This window comes from Roseivirga seohaensis (assembly GCF_001592945.1).
GTDB lineage: Bacteria > Bacteroidota > Bacteroidia > Cytophagales > Cyclobacteriaceae > Roseivirga > Roseivirga seohaensis.
Map to the genome: position 1 here is coordinate 784,552 of NZ_LRPB01000023.1, position 16,090 is coordinate 800,641.

Sequence of the window (16,090 nt, forward strand, 5' to 3'; positions counted from 1 at the left end):
AGTTTATTCTTCTGCGTTTGCGTCTTCAGTTTTCTTATCTGATTTAAGTGCGATTGTAAGAAAGGTGATGAAACCTCCGAAGGTAATCGCTAAACATATGATCATTCCTATTATAGCTTCTTGACTCATTTTTTCACGAATTTTTTGTAGAACCATCCATTAAATACAATTGCAATAATGAGGGCAATGGCCCATTGTGTTACAATTGAAGCATTACTAAACGTATCGAATACGTTCCAATTACCCTTTTCATCAAACCAAGGGTATTTGCTGTAGCCTTGGTCCATCCACCAATACACCAAGAATAGCCCAGCAAAAAAGATAAAGTAGATCATGCCAGTAAAGTATTTAGAAGAGACTTTAAAATCGGAGTTTTCATCTATAAAGTCCCTCTTAAATTTCGATGGGCCATAACGCATAATAAGAAAGGAAATGAAAATTCCGCTCACTAAAAGACCCACACCCCAAACCCAATCTTGATTTTCGAATATGGCAAGGCTCCATGCCGAAGGAAAACCAATGATAAAACATGCAGCACCTGTTATTAATGCGGCCTGTTTTTTAGAAATGTTATAGTCCGTTAAGTTTCTGATTATTAACTGCATCATGGGGAGTACCGAACTAAATGCCGCCATAGCGAATGCGCCAAAGAAAATCCATGATAAGAATGGTCCTCCTGTCATTTGAGAGAATAGTTGAGGCAGCACGGTAAATACTAATGCTGTGTTACCGCCATGCAAAAAATCAATGGCATCGGCCGATGTAGCTGACATGGCAAAAACGGCTGGTAAAATGGCCATAGCTGCCAAAAGTGCTGCTGAGTTGTTTCCAAACGCTCCTAAGAATGTGTTAAGCGTTACATCTTCCTTCTTCCTTGAGAACGACCCAATAGTAATCATTAGTCCCCAGCCTGCCCCTGTACTCCAAGCAGAGTCGGTAATAGCCTGAATCCAAATGTTGGGGTCTTTAAAAAGCTCAACATTAATTGTGAATAAGTACTCAAGCCCTTTTACTCCTCCTGGCATCTGAATAGCAAAAGCGGCCACAACCATAAGTAGAATGAAGAGCGTAGGAATTAATATCTTATTTACCTTCTCTAACCCTTGTTTAATTCCTTTGCTCAAAACCCAAATGGCAATAGCAATTGTAAACATATAGCACAGTACTGCTTCCCAGCTTGAGTTAGATAAATGCGCCCAGAAGTTGTCCATGTAGTTCACGTTGGGGTCTGCAAATTTCTCGTTCATGGCGCCTGAACCAAAAATATAATCGACTAAGTTTTGTGTGTTAAGCAGGAAGTATCGAAAAGACCACCCCGTTACCACGGAGTAATAAAAGGCAATGCCCATGGTGACAAGCGTAACAAACACGCCCATCCAATTAAATTTTTTGCCCGACAAACTACCAAGGGCGCCTATGGTTCCCTTTTTATAGTGTTTACCTATGGCCAATTCGGCCATAAGTAAAGGTATAGACCATATTACAAGGAAAAACATCCATAAAATAATGAATGTTCCACCGTACTCTCCTGCTATTCTTGGGAAGCGCCAAAGGTTACCCGCCCCAATGGCCATACCTAAGGCGGCTAAAATAATTCCCCACCGATTACTAAATTCTTCTGGTTTTTCTTGCGTGCTCAATTACCTGTAAGTTTTGTTCAAAGTTTAAGAAAAATCGATTTTCAAGCCGCACAAGGTAGTTTTTTGAGGCACAAACCCAAGCTTTACAGGGTTTTTCTCACATAAAACTTTATTTACGGTAAATCTGATTTTAAAATTTTGGTAGCCACAGGTGTTCTAACCACTTGGTTTTTAAGAAGAAAATTCTCAATATTCTACGTTATTTTTTTCAATACTCAACTCAATTTTTAAGAATATGGCGGTTAACGTTAGTAATGAGGGCAGAGGCCAGTGGGGGTCCAAATTTGGATTTATCATGGCTGCGGCCGGTTCAGCTGTCGGGTTAGGGAACATCTGGAGATTCCCTTACATCACAGGTCAGAATGGAGGCGGAGCCTTTGTTTTGGTTTATTTGCTTTGTGTAATACTTATTGGAGTACCCTTGCTCTTTACAGAGATGGGCTTTGGTAGGTACACAAAAAAGGGCACCATTGGTGCATTTAAAGATACTGGTGCCAATCCTCTTTTTATGGGTTTGGGTGCCATTATGGCTTTGTTGGTCAGCTTTTTTGTGCTTTCTTATTATGGCAATATTGCTGGTTGGACAATCGGCTATATTTTCAAATCGTTAAGTGGTAGCGAAGTTCCTTTTGAAGAATTTGCCGCAAACCCAATGAACACAATTCCCTTAATGGGACTGTTTACGCTGGTTACAATTCTTATTGTGCGAAAAGGGATTTCTGGAGGAATTGAAAAGGCCGCCAAAATATTGATGCCTGTACTCTTCTTGCTTATTCTTATTGTGGCCATTCGAAGTATGTCATTAGAAGGCGCAATGAAAGGCGTAGACTTCTACTTAAACCCAGATTTCAGTAAAATTTCGGGTCAAACGTTTTTGGTAGCTCTAGGGCAAGCTTTCTTTTCTATGAGTATTGGTTGGGGAATTATGATTACTTATGGCTCATATTTACCGAAAACAGCGAATATTGTTAGTAGCGGTGTTTGGGTAGGTTTGATGGACGCTGGCGTAGCTTTGCTTGCGGGTTTCATGATCTTCCCTGCTGTTTTTGCTTTCGGAAAAGACCCTGCCGCTGGCCCTACTTTGGTGTTCCAGGTATTGCCAGAAATTTTCAGCAGTATGCCGGGCGGAGCCATTATAGGCGCCTTCTTCTTCCTTTTATTAATGGTGGCAGCTTTAACATCTTCTATTTCCATGTTGGAGGTACCCGCCTCTTATTTTATGGATGAGAAAAAATGGAGCAGAAATAAATCTGCTTGGGTAGTCGGTATTTTACTTTTTATTGTAGGCATTCCTTCAGCGCTTTCACAAGGGGGCTCTGAATTTTTCTCCACCATGAATGTCACGGTTTTCGGAGCAACATACACTGGCTTTCAAGATATTCTCGACTTCTTCTTTGGCACCTTCTTTATTGTAGTGGTGGCTTTGGTTACTTGTATTTATGTGGCTTGGAAAATGCCAATCAAGAATATAGTCTCCGAAATTGATTTGGGAGCACCAGGTTGGAAACCAGGTACATTTGCTTCTAATGCTTTTGTCTTTTTTATCCGTTACGTATGCCCAGTAGTTATTCTTATTGTATTACTGAACATGATGGGCTTATTCGGAATTTTTGGTGGAGGCGGTTAATAGATGCTGGACAGAATCGATCAAAATGACACTCTTAGGGGTGTCATTTTTTGTTTGAGTAGTTCAGAATGCTCAACTTAGCTTTATGGCAAAAGATCACAGCAACTTTTTTAATAATGTTTACGAAGTAGTTAAACTCATTCCTGCAGGGCGAGTTACTTCATATGGAGCCATTGCTCAATACTTAGGCACAAAGGGTGGCGCCCGAATGGTAGGCTGGGCCATGAATGCAGCACATGGACTGTCAGATGTTCCTGCGCATAGGGTAGTAAACCGATCTGGAGTTTTAACCGGTCGTCATCATTTTCAGACACCCACCCTGATGCAAGAACGTTTAGAAGCCGAAGGAGTAAAAGTGAGCGAAGATAAAATTGTGGGGTTTAAAGAGGTGTATTGGGAACCGATTAAAGAGTTAGAACTTTAAACTTTTTTGGCTCGAAATTCCGTTAATTTTGCAGTGGATTTATAATCATGATTAAGACGAGAGTAAAAGCAAATAAGCCTATTGATCAGGCAAAAAAGGAAGGAAGAAGACGACTGTTTTTCTTCCTGAAATTTATTGTGCTGGTGATTATATTGGTTTGGAGGTTTTGGTTAAAACCTGACTTTGAAGAAGGGAGCTTTTTTGGAACTAGAATAGTCCCTGCGGTTATCTCTTACATCTCAGGTATATTGCTTGTGTCGCTCGGTCGAATCTTGATGGTGTATTTCTACCTCAAGCGAAAGAAGAAAGGAACTGACTTTAAAGATAACTTCATTTTAGGGATCAATGGAATCTCAGCTATTCTCCATGTCATCATTTTACTGTTTGCATTGTTGGCTCTTTTTGGCTTAGATGCTAAGGAGTTTTTCACTTCCATTAGTATTGTTGCTGCTGCAATTGCCATTATTTCTAAGGATTACATAGCAAACACCATCAACGGATTTATACTGATGTTCTCCAATCAGCTTTCGTTGAACGACTATATTGTTATTGAAGAACACAGTGGCAGAATAACTGATATTACTTTGCTGAACGTGGTGCTGTTAAGCGATGAAGACGAGATTATTTATGTACCTAACACTTTGCTTGTTACCCATAATGTGGTGAATACCAGTAAAAAGAATTTTAAAAAACTAAGCTTCGATTTTGAAATGGACAGGCAAACTTTGGGCAATCCAGACGATCTTGAAGAGTACATCATAAAAGCACTTAAGTCTGAGTTTCCTAGTATCAATCTTGAAAAATTTAGCTTAAGGGTTTTCCATATTCTGAAGGATACGGTGAATCTGAAACTTTACATTACACTCGATAAAAAGAGCAAGGAAATGGAAAGGGCGGTTTGGAGGTTTACCAATAAAACCATTCTGAATTACGCCAAAGAAAACTATGTGCCTCTTGCCCAACAATAAACTGTCAATTTGAATGGAAGCGTTACTTACATCAGAAGGCCTTGTCGCACTATTAACCCTTACTTTTTTAGAGGTTATTCTCGGGGTCGATAACATCATTTTCATTTCAATTGTTTCTAACCGACTACCAGAGGCGGATCGTAAAAAAACCAGAAACCTAGGTTTAGGACTCGCCTTGATCATGCGTATTGGTTTGCTTTTGGGAATCAGCTGGATCATTGGTTTTACTGAACCCCTCTTTACCGTTTTAGAGCATGATGTAAGTATAAAAGACTTGATTTTAATTTTGGGAGGTTTATTCCTAATCGGAAAGAGCACGACTGAAATCCACCACACTTTAGAGGGAGATGAGCATCAGGTGAAGAAGAGTAAAAGTGTTACTGTGAGTAAAGTGATTCTTCAAATCGTAGCTTTAGATATCGTTTTCTCTTTTGATTCTATTTTAACCGCTGTGGGCCTTACAGAGCATGTATTGATCATGATTATTGCAGTTACTTTAGCCATGATTGTGATGATGTCTTCTGCAGGAAAAATCAGTGCTTTTATCAACAAACATCCATCGCTGCAAATGTTGGCCATGTCGTTTTTGATTTTAATTGGTTTTATGCTAGTGCTCGAAGGCATTGGTGAACACATTGAAAAGGGCTATATCTACTTTGCGGTATTCTTCTCGTTAGCGGTGGAAGCTCTCAATATGAGAAAGCGTAGCAAAGACCGCGTGGTGAAACTCAGAAAAAGAATTGTTGGCGAGGAGTAAATTTCCCTTAATCTATTTGTGTGCTATAAGAGTGCAGAAATAAACCCACTTACTTCATTTGCATTACGGACAATCAACAGATGTGATCCACCGCTAATGCGAAGGGATATGTTTTGAACTCTTAACGGGATTATTCGGTCTTTTGTCCCATGTATTCTTATTGCCTTTTTATTTTCTTTTGGAACCCAATTTACAATTGCGCCAAATGCCCATTTAAGAAACTTGACATCAATATTTCTAATGATGTTATCTAAAATTTTCTTTTCCTCTAGCCTAGAGGCTCCAAATAAATAATTAGTGAAACGGTTCGGTGTTCTGAACAGTCGATCGGGTATGATTTTGTATAGTTTGGTTCGTTCCAAAAGCCGAAATATTATTGGTATTTCCAATGAACTTTGCGCGCTTGACACAAGAAATACGTTGATGGGGTTAGTGATTTTTGAAGCCTCCAAGGCAATCATTCCTCCGAAAGAAACTCCTATAAAGCTATACGGGGTTCTTAATTTCAGATTACCGATAAGCCTTCGGCTATAGTCCTCTAGTGATTCATTGTTGAGTGGCTCTATCCAATCTACATAATGAAATTTAACCCCTTCAATTTCAAGAAACTGGAATACACTTTTATCTGCTCCAAGCCCACTAAAGCAGTAGAAATTCATTAGACGATTTGTTGTGTTGAACTTTTAGAAATCAGCAACATTCCCAAGAACGTAAGCCCTGCATTAAAAATCAGGATAAAGAATCCGAATTGAAAACCGTTGAACCAAGCAGATGAATTCATATCTACTAGGTAAGATATGGCCGGAGAAAGCAAACAAACAGGCAGTACCAGATTGTCTTTCACTTTTAGTTTGGTCATCAATCCAAAACTGAAAAGGCCTAATAGCGGGCCATAAGTATAACCAGCCACTTTAAAAATCGCACTAATTACACTACTGTCGTTTATCGCGTTGAAGATAATGATGACGATGAAGAGCAACACAGAAAAGCCCAAGTGCACTTTAAGCCTAATCGGTTTCTTTACCGATTCTTCTTTCTTTTCAAAATTTAAGAAATCGACACAGAATGCAGTTGTAAGCGAGGTAAGGGCAGAGTCGGCACTGGAGTAGGCCGCAGCCACAATGCCCAATAAGAATACAATTCCGCCAAAAGTGCCGAGGTGATTCAAAGCGATTAAAGGGTAGAAATTATCCGTTCTTGTCGGAATTTCAATTCCATTTTGGCCTGCATACAAATAGAGCAGTGCACCCATTCCCAAGAAAAGGATATTAGCAATCACCAAAGCTATAGTGAACCAGAAAATATTTTTCTGAGCGTCCTTCAAGGTTCTGCAGGTTAGGTTTTTCTGCATCATGTCTTGGTCTAAACCCGTCATCACGATGGCAATAAATACCCCAGAAATAAACTGTTTGAAGAAATCTTTTTTGTCGTTCCAATCGAAGAAGAATGTTTTGGAATACTCACTGTCGCTAATTTGAGTAATGGCATCTCCCAGACCAATACCCATTTCTTTGGTAATAATATAAATGGTAATCACCACTGCTGAGAGCATAAAAAAGGTTTGTAGCGTATCCGTCCACACAATGGTTTTTATTCCCCCTCTAAAAGTATACACCCAAATAAGGGCGATAGTAACGAGTACCGAAACCCAAAACGGAACGCCATAACTATCGAAAAGCGCAATCTGAAGTACACTGGCTACTAAAAAAAGGCGAAAGGAAGCCCCAATTGTTCTGGAAAGCATAAAGAAAAACGACCCCGTTTTGTATGACCAAAAGCCAAAGCGCTGTTCTAAATAGGTATATATAGAAACCAAATTCAGACGGTAATAAAGAGGCATCAACACCGTGGCAATAATGAGGTAACCAACGATATACCCCAAAACAACCTGAAAATAAGAGAAGAAGCTATTCCCTACTTCACCGGGAACAGAAATAAAGGTAACTCCCGACAAGGAAGCCCCAATCATTCCGAAAGCTACCAAATACCAAGGCGACTGTTTGTTGGCCGTAAAAAAGGTAGCCGAATCAGCCCCTTTCGAGGTAAATCGAGAAATGAGAATCAGCAGTAGAAAATAACCGCCTATAATTGAAATCACTAAAGTGGGGTTCATACCAAAGAACTAGTAAATTAAAGTTTGAATATCCGTGAAAAAACTGTGGACACCAAAAAGCGGAACGAACCAATTAGACAAACAGACAGTTTAGGCAACAAGTGTTTTTTTGTACATTTGTAAAAAATTAAAAACATGAATTTCAGCTATCAAGAAGAAGAGTTAGTCGAGGTACTCGAAAAAACTACAGATGAGGAATTATGTGATTTGGTAGTTTTTAATGATGACTTTAACACGTTTGAACACGTGATTAATATTTTAATGAAAGTGTGTAAGCACACTGCCGAGCAAGCAGAACAGTGTACACTGTTGATTCATTATAAAGGAAAGTGCACAGTTAAAAATGGATCGTTTACAGAATTGAAGCCAATGTGCGAGAGTATTCTTTCAGCAGGAATTACCGCCACTGTGTTATAATTAGAAAGATTTTCATCAGAGCTCAATTTGAACTTCCCTCCCAAAATTGTCGACAATGCCATTGAGGAAATCTCTAAACTTCCGGGCATAGGAAAAAAGACCGCCTTAAGGCTGGTACTTCATTTACTAAAACAAGACCCCATCAGTACGGCTCATTTAACCACTGCGCTTAACGAGTTGCGTGATGGAATAAAGTACTGTGGTACTTGCCATATTATTTCCGACACGACAGACTGTACTTGCCGTACGATTAAACGCGATTTGACCACTATTTGTGTGGTTACCGACACGCCTGATGTAATGGCCATTGAAAACACGGCTCAATACAGAGGGCTTTATCATGTTCTGGGTGGTGTTATTTCTCCGATTGAAGGGATTGGTCCAAGCGATATTCATATCGACTCTTTGGTAGAGCGAATTCAACTGAGCGAACCCAAAATAGAAGAAGTAATTTTAGCCCTAAGCCCTACCATGGAAGGTGATACCACAGCTTTCTACATTACCAAAAGGCTGAAGGAATTCGGAGTGAAGATTACTTCGATTGCACGTGGAATTCCGATGGGTGGGGAGTTAGAATACACCGATGAAATTACTTTGGGTCGAAGCATTATGACTCGTTCTGAATACAAATAAAATTGCTTCAACAGCACAGACATAAAAACACGAAGGGCGATCATTTCGATCGCCCTTCGTCATCTATAGCTACGGCTAAAAGCCTAATTGATTTCGCTTAACATACCCGATGCATAAAAGCGCTGGGTATTCAAGGCTGATAATAGAATGCTCAAGTTGTTCGAAGCTTCATTCAAATCACTGATTCTTATGTTTGAATGTGGAGTTGAAGCCACTTCCTCAAGCTCTGTAAGAACTTTACTTACTTTAGATTTCAATACATCAATCATTTCTAGATCGTTGTATTTCCAAAAACGAATTTGAGCATATACTAAAGCTGGCGCCCAGTTGGTACCATACAAAAGATGTAGGTCTTTGGTAGAGGCACCAATGCTTTTGAAAAGCAAGGCCCTGGTGTTTGATAAATTATTTTCGTGAATGGCGAAGTAATCTTTAGAATCTTCTGATACAGCAAATTTGTTCATGAAGTGGGCAATCTTAGCTGCGTCAGCAATTTTCTTAATTACTCTTTTCAATTTTTCCGGGCTAGTTTCTAAAGTTTTCATAACCATGTCGTTTGACTAGTCTATATGTGATAACCGTGCCAAACCGAAGAATCATTCGAAATTTTAATGTATGGCTCGTTTTTATGTTGGAGTATAGAAATGGGGTGGGGAAATATTTTCTACAATCGAGAAATATTCGGTCGTTTTGATTCAACAGTTTGTGGAATTGTAGAACATTCCAATTGGTTTTTGGTACAACAATCTATAAATAGCTACTTTTGCCCCACATTGAATTAATCGAATGTCTACAATGGTATCTGATAGAGTAAAGAACATGGCCGAATCGGCCACATTAGCCATGGCTGCCAAAGCCCGAGAGCTAAAAGAAAAAGGCATTAACGTGATAAGTTTAAGTTTGGGCGAGCCCGACTTTAAAACTCCAAAGCATATTCAAGAGGGCGCTAAGGCCGCAATTGATGAAGGTAAATACTTTGCTTACCCTCCTGTAAACGGTTATTTAGACCTAAGACAAGCCATTTCGGCTAAATTCAAAAACGAGAATAACTTAGATTATTCACCCGATCAGATTGTGGTTTCCAATGGAGCCAAGCAATCTATCGCCAACGTATTTTTAGCTTTATTGAATGAAGGTGATGAAGTGGTAGTCTTTTCTCCATTTTGGGTGAGTTATTCTTCACTTATTGAATTAGCGGGCGGTGTACCTGTGTATGTAAAAGGAGGAATTGAGTCAGATTTTAAAGTAACTCCAGAGCAATTGGCGCAAGCGATTACGCCAAAAACCAAGGCCATTATTTATTCTTCGCCATGTAACCCAACAGGTTCTGTATTCACATTAGAGGAATTAACAGCGATTTCTGAAGTAATTAAAAAACACAAAGACATTGTGGTTATTGCAGACGAAATCTACGAACACATTAATTATACAGGTGCTCACGCCAGTATTGGTGCCATTGAAGGAATGATTGACAGAACCGTAACCATTAATGGTATGGCCAAAGGTTTTGCTATGACGGGCTGGAGAGTTGGATACCTAGGCGCACCACTTTGGTTGGCCAAAGCATGCAATAAAATTCAAGGACAAATTACTTCTGCCAACTGTAGCATTGCCCAAAGAGCTGCCTTAACTGCACTTACTACGGATCTTGCTCCAACAGTAGAAATGTCGAAGGAATATTTAAGAAGAAGAGATATAGTAAAAGCATTATTGGACGAAGTGCCTGGCTTTAAAACCAATTTACCAACGGGTGCTTTCTACTTCTTTCCAGATGTAACAGCGCTTTTCGGTAAAACAGATGGAAACGTAACCATTAACAATGCAGATGACCTAAGCCTATACCTTTTAGATCAGGCGCAGGTGTCTGTGGTAACTGGCGATGCTTTTGGCGATGCCAACTGTATTCGTTTGTCATATGCAGCATCTGAAGAAGATTTGCGTGAAGCCATTACGAGAATTAAAATAGCAGTTTCTAAACTTTCTTAATGGAATTCTCAAGCGTTAACGAACTTTTCGAAGCCTTCTCCAAACTTAGAGTATTGGTGATTGGCGATGTAATGGTAGACTCTTATGTGTTTGGTAAAGTGTCTAGAATTTCGCCAGAGGCGCCTGTGCCTGTGGTGCTTACAGAAAGAAAAGAGAAACGTTTGGGAGGTGCTGCAAATGTAGCCTTGAATGTACAAGCATTAGGGGCTACTCCAATTCCATGTGCCATTGTGGGCAACGATTTAGACGGTGAATTTTTCTTGAACAGATTGGAAGAAAAAGGAATTCCAAGCAATGGAGTAATGACCAGCTCTGAAAGAGATACTACGGTGAAGGAGCGTGTTTTGGCCGGAGCGCATCAAATGCTGAGGGTAGATACTGAAACCGATAAGGAGCTCAGTGCTACTGAACAAGCACAGCTATTGGCCAATATCAAGCGTTTATTGCCCGATTGCGATGTGGTGGTTTTTGAAGATTACGATAAGGGTGTAATTAACGCCACCATTATTGAAGAAACCGTTAAGGAGGCAACCCGATTGGGCATAGCAACGGTGGTAGATCCCAAAAAGCGCAACTTTATGGACTATAAAGGGGTGACCCTTTTTAAGCCTAATTTGAAAGAATTGAGAGAAGGATTGAACATTCAAGTGGATCCTAAAAACATAGATTCGGTGCGCGATGGAGTGACTTTGCTTCAGTCTAAACTGAATGCCGAAATGGTGATGGTGACCCTTTCGGAATACGGGGTTTTCATTAAAGACAATGGCGAAACACATTTGATTCCTGCCCACATCCGCCATATTTCTGATGTTTCTGGCGCTGGCGACACAGTAATCAGTGTAATGGCTTGCGCTTTGGCAGTGGGAATGTCGGCTCAAAAAGCTGCGGCCTTGGCCAATTTAGCGGGTGGCTTGGTCTGCGAACATGTAGGCGTAGTGCCCATCAATAAAGAAGACTTGATGGAAGAAGCCGAAGACAATAAGATTCTGAATTGATTCAAAGCTTTCCAAAAGTTCTGCCTTTTGGAAAGCTTCTTTATTTCCTGTTACTTTTTCGAAATCGTCACCTCAGGATAATCCACAACTATTCTGCTCAATAATTTGATGCCTGTTAACATTCCAGCATCATCCACATAAAAATCTGGCGTATGGTGAGGAGCTTGTTTTTCAGCATCCACTCCTTTTGGAGCACCTCCAATAAAGAAATACAGCCCAGGGATTTTTTCCTGAAAGAATGAAAAATCTTCAGCTCCCGTAATGGCATTCATGTTGGGAGTTACGTTTTGGGCACCAACTACATCTACGAATGTGTCAGCCATTTTAGCCGTAAGCTGTGGGTCGTTGTAGGTAATAGGATAACCTTTATCAATGTACAAGCTGGCTTCGGCCTCATTACTTTCAGCGGTACTCTTTACAATGGTGCGAAGACGTTCGAAAAGTCTTTCTCTCATGTCGGCATCCAACGTACGAATGGTGCCCACCAAGGTGGCTTCTTCTGGGATAATATTGCTTCTTACCCCCGCTTCAATTTTACCAAATGAAACTACGGCTGCTTGAGTCGTTAATGGCATACTTCTGCTCACTATGGTTTGAACATTATTAATGATCTGCGCTGCAGTTACAATGGGGTCAATGCCCGTCCATGGTGTAGAACCATGCGTCTGCTTTCCTTTGATTTTAATTTCGAAGCTATTTACGGCTGCCATAATTCCTTCGGGACGATATTTCACTTGCCCTACTTCGGTTTGGGCATTAATGTGTAGGCCGAAAATGGCATCCATTCCTTCTAAGACTCCTTCTTTGACCATTAAGTCTGCACCACCTTCTTCACCAGCAGGAGCGCCTTCTTCCGCAGGTTGAAAAATAAATTTTATGGTGCCTTTTAAATCAGCTTTCACTTGAGAAAGCACTTCGGCCACCCCCATTAAAATGGCTACATGCGTGTCGTGTCCACAGGCATGCATCACAGGTACTTCAGCGCCTTGGTATTCTCCCATGGCTTTAGATGCCCAAGGTAAATCGACTTTTTCTTTTACGGGGAGGCCATCCATATCGGCCCTTAAGCCCATTACTGGCCCGGGTTTTCCTCCTTTAAGAATTCCCACGACTCCTGTTTTGGCCACGCCTTCTTGTACTTCAATGCCCAAACCCTTCAAATGAGCTGCGATATAGGCGGCTGTTTTAAACTCGCGATTGGAAAGCTCTGGGTTTTCATGAATGTGATGTCGCCATTCAATTACCTTAGGCTCCACTTTTTTAGAGAGTTCGATAATTCTTTCTTTTAAAGAAGGCGCTGGGTCAGTTTTAAAAGTAAAAGCCGACAGGGCTAAAAGCATAAATGCCATCAGAGAGAGTTGGTAGGATCTTTTCATAGCTCAAGATTTACTAACCAATTAACACAAAGCAAGTGATATTTGAAAGTGGGTGATGAACCCTTAGTTTTTTAAAAGAGCTTCCTAAGATTTAAGAAAGAAGAATTTTTAAATTTTAAGGATAGCTGTGAGGTTAGTTATGCATTATTTTTACTCACTTTAACCGAACTTCTTAAGAAGCTTAATTGCTAATAACTCTCCAATTGTCAATCAATAATTCTATGTTTCCCTCGGAGTCAATTGTAGCTGCCTTCCATTCCGTAGAGCCAAGATCATCAAGAAAAAAACTTACAAAGCGATAGTTATCATCCATTTTTACAAGTTGAACTGTGCTGCACTTTTCAATCTGATAAATCTTTTCATCTATGAGCTTTAGATAAAGACTTACTTCACCTTCAGAACAACCTATAATTTGGTCTTTTTTTATTTGCCCGATCTTAGGTAAGTCTCCAAAAAGGCGCGTTGGGGTCTCATACTTGTATAAAGTCGCGAGTTCCTTTCCGGTAAGTTCTTTAACCTCGTGAATTTCCTTGAATGGCGTAATTAACTCTTTCAACTTATCAAATGTAGAAGAGTCAATAATACCAGCCCCTTGAGATGATATATATTTAGGTGGCAAATATTCATTTTTCAAAGAATCCTCCTCTTCTATAATCCAATCAAATACAGGTATGATAAGATGGGCATCACCAATTTTCCTCAGGGCAATCCAATTACCAGGCTCACAATTTGAAAATCCACAATGGTCACAGATAATAGACTGGAATACATTTTCTCCCTCTCCGTGATCTTGAATTGATTCTGCTTGATTAAATAGAAGTTCATTGTTGGCATATATAGATGTGCCTACATGAACACCTTGTCCAGATGATTCGAAGTTAAGAGTCCTTCTCTCCGTGGATATGTTTTTTACCTCCCACACTGAGTCATGGTTAAGTTAAGAGTTACGGAGTGTTGCGCTATATTCCTTCACTGTATTCACAAACACCTTCACCTTCTCAGGATCGATATCAGGGTAAACACCGTGACCTAAATTGGCAATATGACGGTCTGGCCCAAAAGCATCAAGCATCTTTTTGGTAGCAGCTTCTACTTCGGTATTAGAGCCATAAAGCGCACATGGATCAAGATTTCCTTGCAAAGTTTTATTTGGCCCAACTAGCTCACGACTTTCTTTAATGTCCATATTCCAGTCCAGCCCAATGGTTTCGCAATCTAAAGTAGCCATAGATTTTCTAGCGAAATAAGCTCCTTTGGCAAAAACAGTTACGGGCACTTCGGTAATGGCCGAACAAATCTGACGAATGTATTTCATCGAGAATTGTTCGTATTGATCTGCCGGCAAAATACCTGCCCACGAATCGAATACTTGAACAATATTGGCGCCTGCTTCAATTTGAGCTTTCAAGTAAGTAATGGTGCTGTCGGTAATCATCTGCATCAGCTTTTCGGCCAAAGCAGGTTGAGTGTACAGCATTTTTCGGGCGTTAGAGAAGGTTTTACTTCCGTGGCCTTCTACCATATAGCAGAAAATAGTCCAGGGTGCGCCAGCAAAACCAATCAATGGCACACGCCCAGCCAGTTCTCTTTTGGTTACTTTAATGGCATCAATAACATAACCCAAATCAGAAGAAGAATCGGCAATTCTGATGTTTTTTAAGTCTGCCTCAGACTTTATGGTGTTCGGAAACCAAGGCCCTTTCTTTTCGATCATTTCGTAAGGCAAGCCCATGGCTTCTGGAATCACGAGAATATCTGAGAAAATAATGGCGGCATCCACTCCCAAAATATCCACTGGTTGAATAGTTACCTCGGCAGCCAAGTCTGGATTTTTCACCAATTCAATAAATCCGCTCAGGCTATTTCTAACCGCACGATATTCAGGTAAAATTCTGCCTGCCTGGCGCATTAACCATACTGGAGTTCTTTCAGTCTTTTCGCCTCTGGCCGCACGTAAAATCAGATCGTTCTTCAATTCCATGCCGCAAAGATAGGAATTGTTCGTTCTAAACCCTTTCTCAAAACAATGAATAGTACTATCAGTTTTCCCTTAATCTTAAGGGGCATAGGCTTTCTCAATTTGCTTGCAATCCTTTCCCTTAATTCCCTTAGCTTTGTGTAAAAGGTATACAGTTATGAGCTTTCTTTTCGATGATTTTAAAGGTTGGAAGTCCTATTGTGAGGCAAATGATATGAAGCTTTTTGAACCCGTAATTGAATACGAGGTGCAGCAAAAGCAACGCAATGAAGCATTCATTTGGGCCAGCTTAGAGAATGCCTATACCGTAATGAAGGAGGCAGTTCAAACAGGTCTCACCGAAGACATGACTTCTCGTTCGGGAATGATAAATAATGGCGCGAAGAAAGTGTACAACCACCCGGTAACTGTTTTAAGTAAAGAATTCCAAGTTTTGATTTCTCGTGCACTGGCTGCTAAGGAAGTGAATTCATGCATGGGGCGCGTTGTGGCTGCTCCAACAGCTGGTGCTTCGGGCATTATCCCAGGAGTGCTAGTTACCTTCCAAGAGTTGCACGATGTGCCTGACCGTAAGATTCACGAAGGGCTCTTAGTAAGCGCAGGTATTGCCTTGATTATGGAAAAACGTGCTTCCATTGCTGGAGCAGTGGGTGGTTGCCAAGCCGAAACGGGTAGCGCAGCAGCAATGGCTTCTGGTGCTATTGTGTATTGTTTAGGCGGCTCAATCGACCAAGTTTTTAATGCAGTGGCTATTACCATTCAGTGCATGTTGGGCTTAATTTGTGACCCAGTTGCAGGTTTGGTTGAAGTGCCTTGCGTGGTACGAAATGCAAGTGCAGCCGCTATTGCCAATAGTTCGGCACAAATAGCGCTGGCAAATGTAAGCGCAGTAATTCCGGTAGACGAATGTGTTGAAGCCATGGGCGAAGTAGGTCAAAGCATGGAAACCCGCTACAAAGAAACAGCCATGGGAGGCTTAGCCGCTACACTCACGGGTCAAGCCATTTCAAAAAAAGTATTGATTCAAGACATTGAAATGTTACCTGATGAGGGAGAGGAGTAAGGAATTTCTTCTTTTTAATGTGGTCTGACCTTCGGTACCGACCGATTACTCGATGGACTACTTTTAGGTCGGCACCGAAGGTCAGACCTGTATATCAATCTTATGCCTCACCT

Annotated in this window: 17 protein-coding genes; 9 read left to right on the plus strand and 8 right to left on the minus strand. The window is 40.6% G+C overall.

Annotated elements, in window-relative coordinates:
- Positions 1-3: 3 nt before the first annotated feature.
- Positions 4-129, minus strand: a complete 126-nt coding sequence (locus AWW67_RS18875) for a MetS family NSS transporter small subunit (protein ID WP_176700028.1) — start codon at positions 127-129, stop codon at positions 4-6.
- Positions 126-1,640, minus strand: a complete 1,515-nt coding sequence (locus AWW67_RS09815; protein ID WP_245620810.1) for a sodium-dependent transporter — start codon at positions 1,638-1,640, stop codon at positions 126-128. The genes AWW67_RS18875 and AWW67_RS09815 overlap by 4 nt, the downstream gene beginning before the upstream one ends.
- Before the next feature lie 235 nt (positions 1,641-1,875).
- Between AWW67_RS09815 and AWW67_RS09820 the strand changes: the two genes are divergently transcribed.
- The 4 genes from AWW67_RS09820 to AWW67_RS09835 all read left to right on the plus strand — a co-directional run bounded on the left by AWW67_RS09820 (position 1,876) and on the right by AWW67_RS09835 (position 5,416).
- Positions 1,876-3,267, plus strand: a complete 1,392-nt coding sequence (locus AWW67_RS09820) for a sodium-dependent transporter (protein ID WP_062301470.1) — start codon at positions 1,876-1,878, stop codon at positions 3,265-3,267.
- Positions 3,268-3,352: 85 nt separating this feature from the next.
- A complete protein-coding gene (locus AWW67_RS09825; protein WP_062301472.1) occupies positions 3,353-3,691 on the plus strand; it encodes an MGMT family protein in 339 nt (112 codons plus the stop codon).
- Between the two features lie 47 nt (positions 3,692-3,738).
- Entirely contained in the window at positions 3,739-4,659 is a 921-nt protein-coding gene (locus AWW67_RS09830) for a mechanosensitive ion channel domain-containing protein (protein WP_053223978.1), read from the plus strand.
- Positions 4,660-4,672: 13 nt separating this feature from the next.
- Positions 4,673-5,416 carry a TerC family protein gene (locus AWW67_RS09835; protein WP_062301474.1) on the plus strand — a complete coding sequence of 248 codons (744 nt, stop codon included), beginning with the start codon at positions 4,673-4,675 and terminating at the stop codon, positions 5,414-5,416.
- 23 nt (positions 5,417-5,439) lie between these two features.
- Here AWW67_RS09835 and AWW67_RS09840 read toward each other — a convergent pair whose 3' ends face one another.
- Both AWW67_RS09840 and AWW67_RS09845 read right to left on the minus strand, forming a co-directional pair.
- Positions 5,440-6,075 (minus strand): alpha/beta hydrolase, encoded by a 636-nt coding sequence (locus AWW67_RS09840; protein WP_062301475.1) that lies wholly within the window; start codon positions 6,073-6,075, stop codon positions 5,440-5,442.
- Complete coding sequence (locus tag AWW67_RS09845; protein WP_062301477.1) at positions 6,075-7,529, minus strand: sodium:solute symporter; 1,455 nt, start codon at positions 7,527-7,529, stop codon at positions 6,075-6,077. Before AWW67_RS09845 ends, AWW67_RS09840 begins: the two co-directional genes overlap by 1 nt.
- 135 nt (positions 7,530-7,664) lie before the next feature.
- Between AWW67_RS09845 and AWW67_RS09850 the strand changes: the two genes are divergently transcribed.
- The gene (locus AWW67_RS09850) at positions 7,665-7,946 is read left to right on the plus strand and encodes an ATP-dependent Clp protease adaptor ClpS (protein ID WP_062301478.1); all 282 of its coding nucleotides are present in this window, start codon (positions 7,665-7,667) and stop codon (positions 7,944-7,946) included.
- Positions 7,947-7,973: 27 nt separating this feature from the next.
- On the plus strand, positions 7,974-8,579 hold the full coding sequence (gene recR / locus AWW67_RS09855; protein WP_053223984.1) for a recombination mediator RecR: 606 nt from the start codon (positions 7,974-7,976) through the stop codon (positions 8,577-8,579).
- Positions 8,580-8,662: 83 nt separating this feature from the next.
- On the opposite strand, the gene AWW67_RS09860 is transcribed toward recR, so the two are convergent.
- Positions 8,663-9,124 (minus strand): hypothetical protein, encoded by a 462-nt coding sequence (locus AWW67_RS09860; protein WP_141655428.1) that lies wholly within the window; start codon positions 9,122-9,124, stop codon positions 8,663-8,665.
- 241 nt (positions 9,125-9,365) lie between these two features.
- On the opposite strand from AWW67_RS09860, the gene AWW67_RS09865 reads away from it, so the two are divergent.
- Positions 9,366-10,565, plus strand: coding sequence for a pyridoxal phosphate-dependent aminotransferase (locus AWW67_RS09865; RefSeq protein ID WP_053223986.1), 1,200 nt, complete (start codon positions 9,366-9,368; stop codon positions 10,563-10,565).
- Positions 10,565-11,560: a bifunctional heptose 7-phosphate kinase/heptose 1-phosphate adenyltransferase gene (locus AWW67_RS09870; RefSeq protein ID WP_062301480.1), complete on the plus strand. Its 996-nt coding sequence runs from the start codon at positions 10,565-10,567 to the stop codon at positions 11,558-11,560. The genes AWW67_RS09865 and AWW67_RS09870 overlap by 1 nt, the downstream gene beginning before the upstream one ends.
- Positions 11,561-11,610: 50 nt before the next feature.
- Here AWW67_RS09870 and AWW67_RS09875 read toward each other — a convergent pair whose 3' ends face one another.
- The 3 genes from AWW67_RS09875 to hemE all read right to left on the minus strand — a co-directional run bounded on the left by AWW67_RS09875 (position 11,611) and on the right by hemE (position 14,917).
- The gene (locus AWW67_RS09875; protein WP_062301481.1) at positions 11,611-12,936 is read right to left on the minus strand and encodes an amidohydrolase; all 1,326 of its coding nucleotides are present in this window, start codon (positions 12,934-12,936) and stop codon (positions 11,611-11,613) included.
- 181 nt (positions 12,937-13,117) lie between these two features.
- The gene (locus AWW67_RS09880; protein ID WP_062301483.1) at positions 13,118-13,858 is read right to left on the minus strand and encodes a hypothetical protein; all 741 of its coding nucleotides are present in this window, start codon (positions 13,856-13,858) and stop codon (positions 13,118-13,120) included.
- A 15-nt stretch (positions 13,859-13,873) separates the two neighbouring features.
- On the minus strand, positions 13,874-14,917 hold the full coding sequence (gene hemE / locus AWW67_RS09885; protein ID WP_062301484.1) for a uroporphyrinogen decarboxylase: 1,044 nt from the start codon (positions 14,915-14,917) through the stop codon (positions 13,874-13,876).
- A 154-nt stretch (positions 14,918-15,071) separates the two neighbouring features.
- On the opposite strand from hemE, the gene sdaAA reads away from it, so the two are divergent.
- The gene (gene sdaAA / locus AWW67_RS09890; RefSeq protein WP_062301486.1) at positions 15,072-15,977 is read left to right on the plus strand and encodes an L-serine ammonia-lyase, iron-sulfur-dependent, subunit alpha; all 906 of its coding nucleotides are present in this window, start codon (positions 15,072-15,074) and stop codon (positions 15,975-15,977) included.
- Positions 15,978-16,090 lie beyond the last annotated feature (113 nt).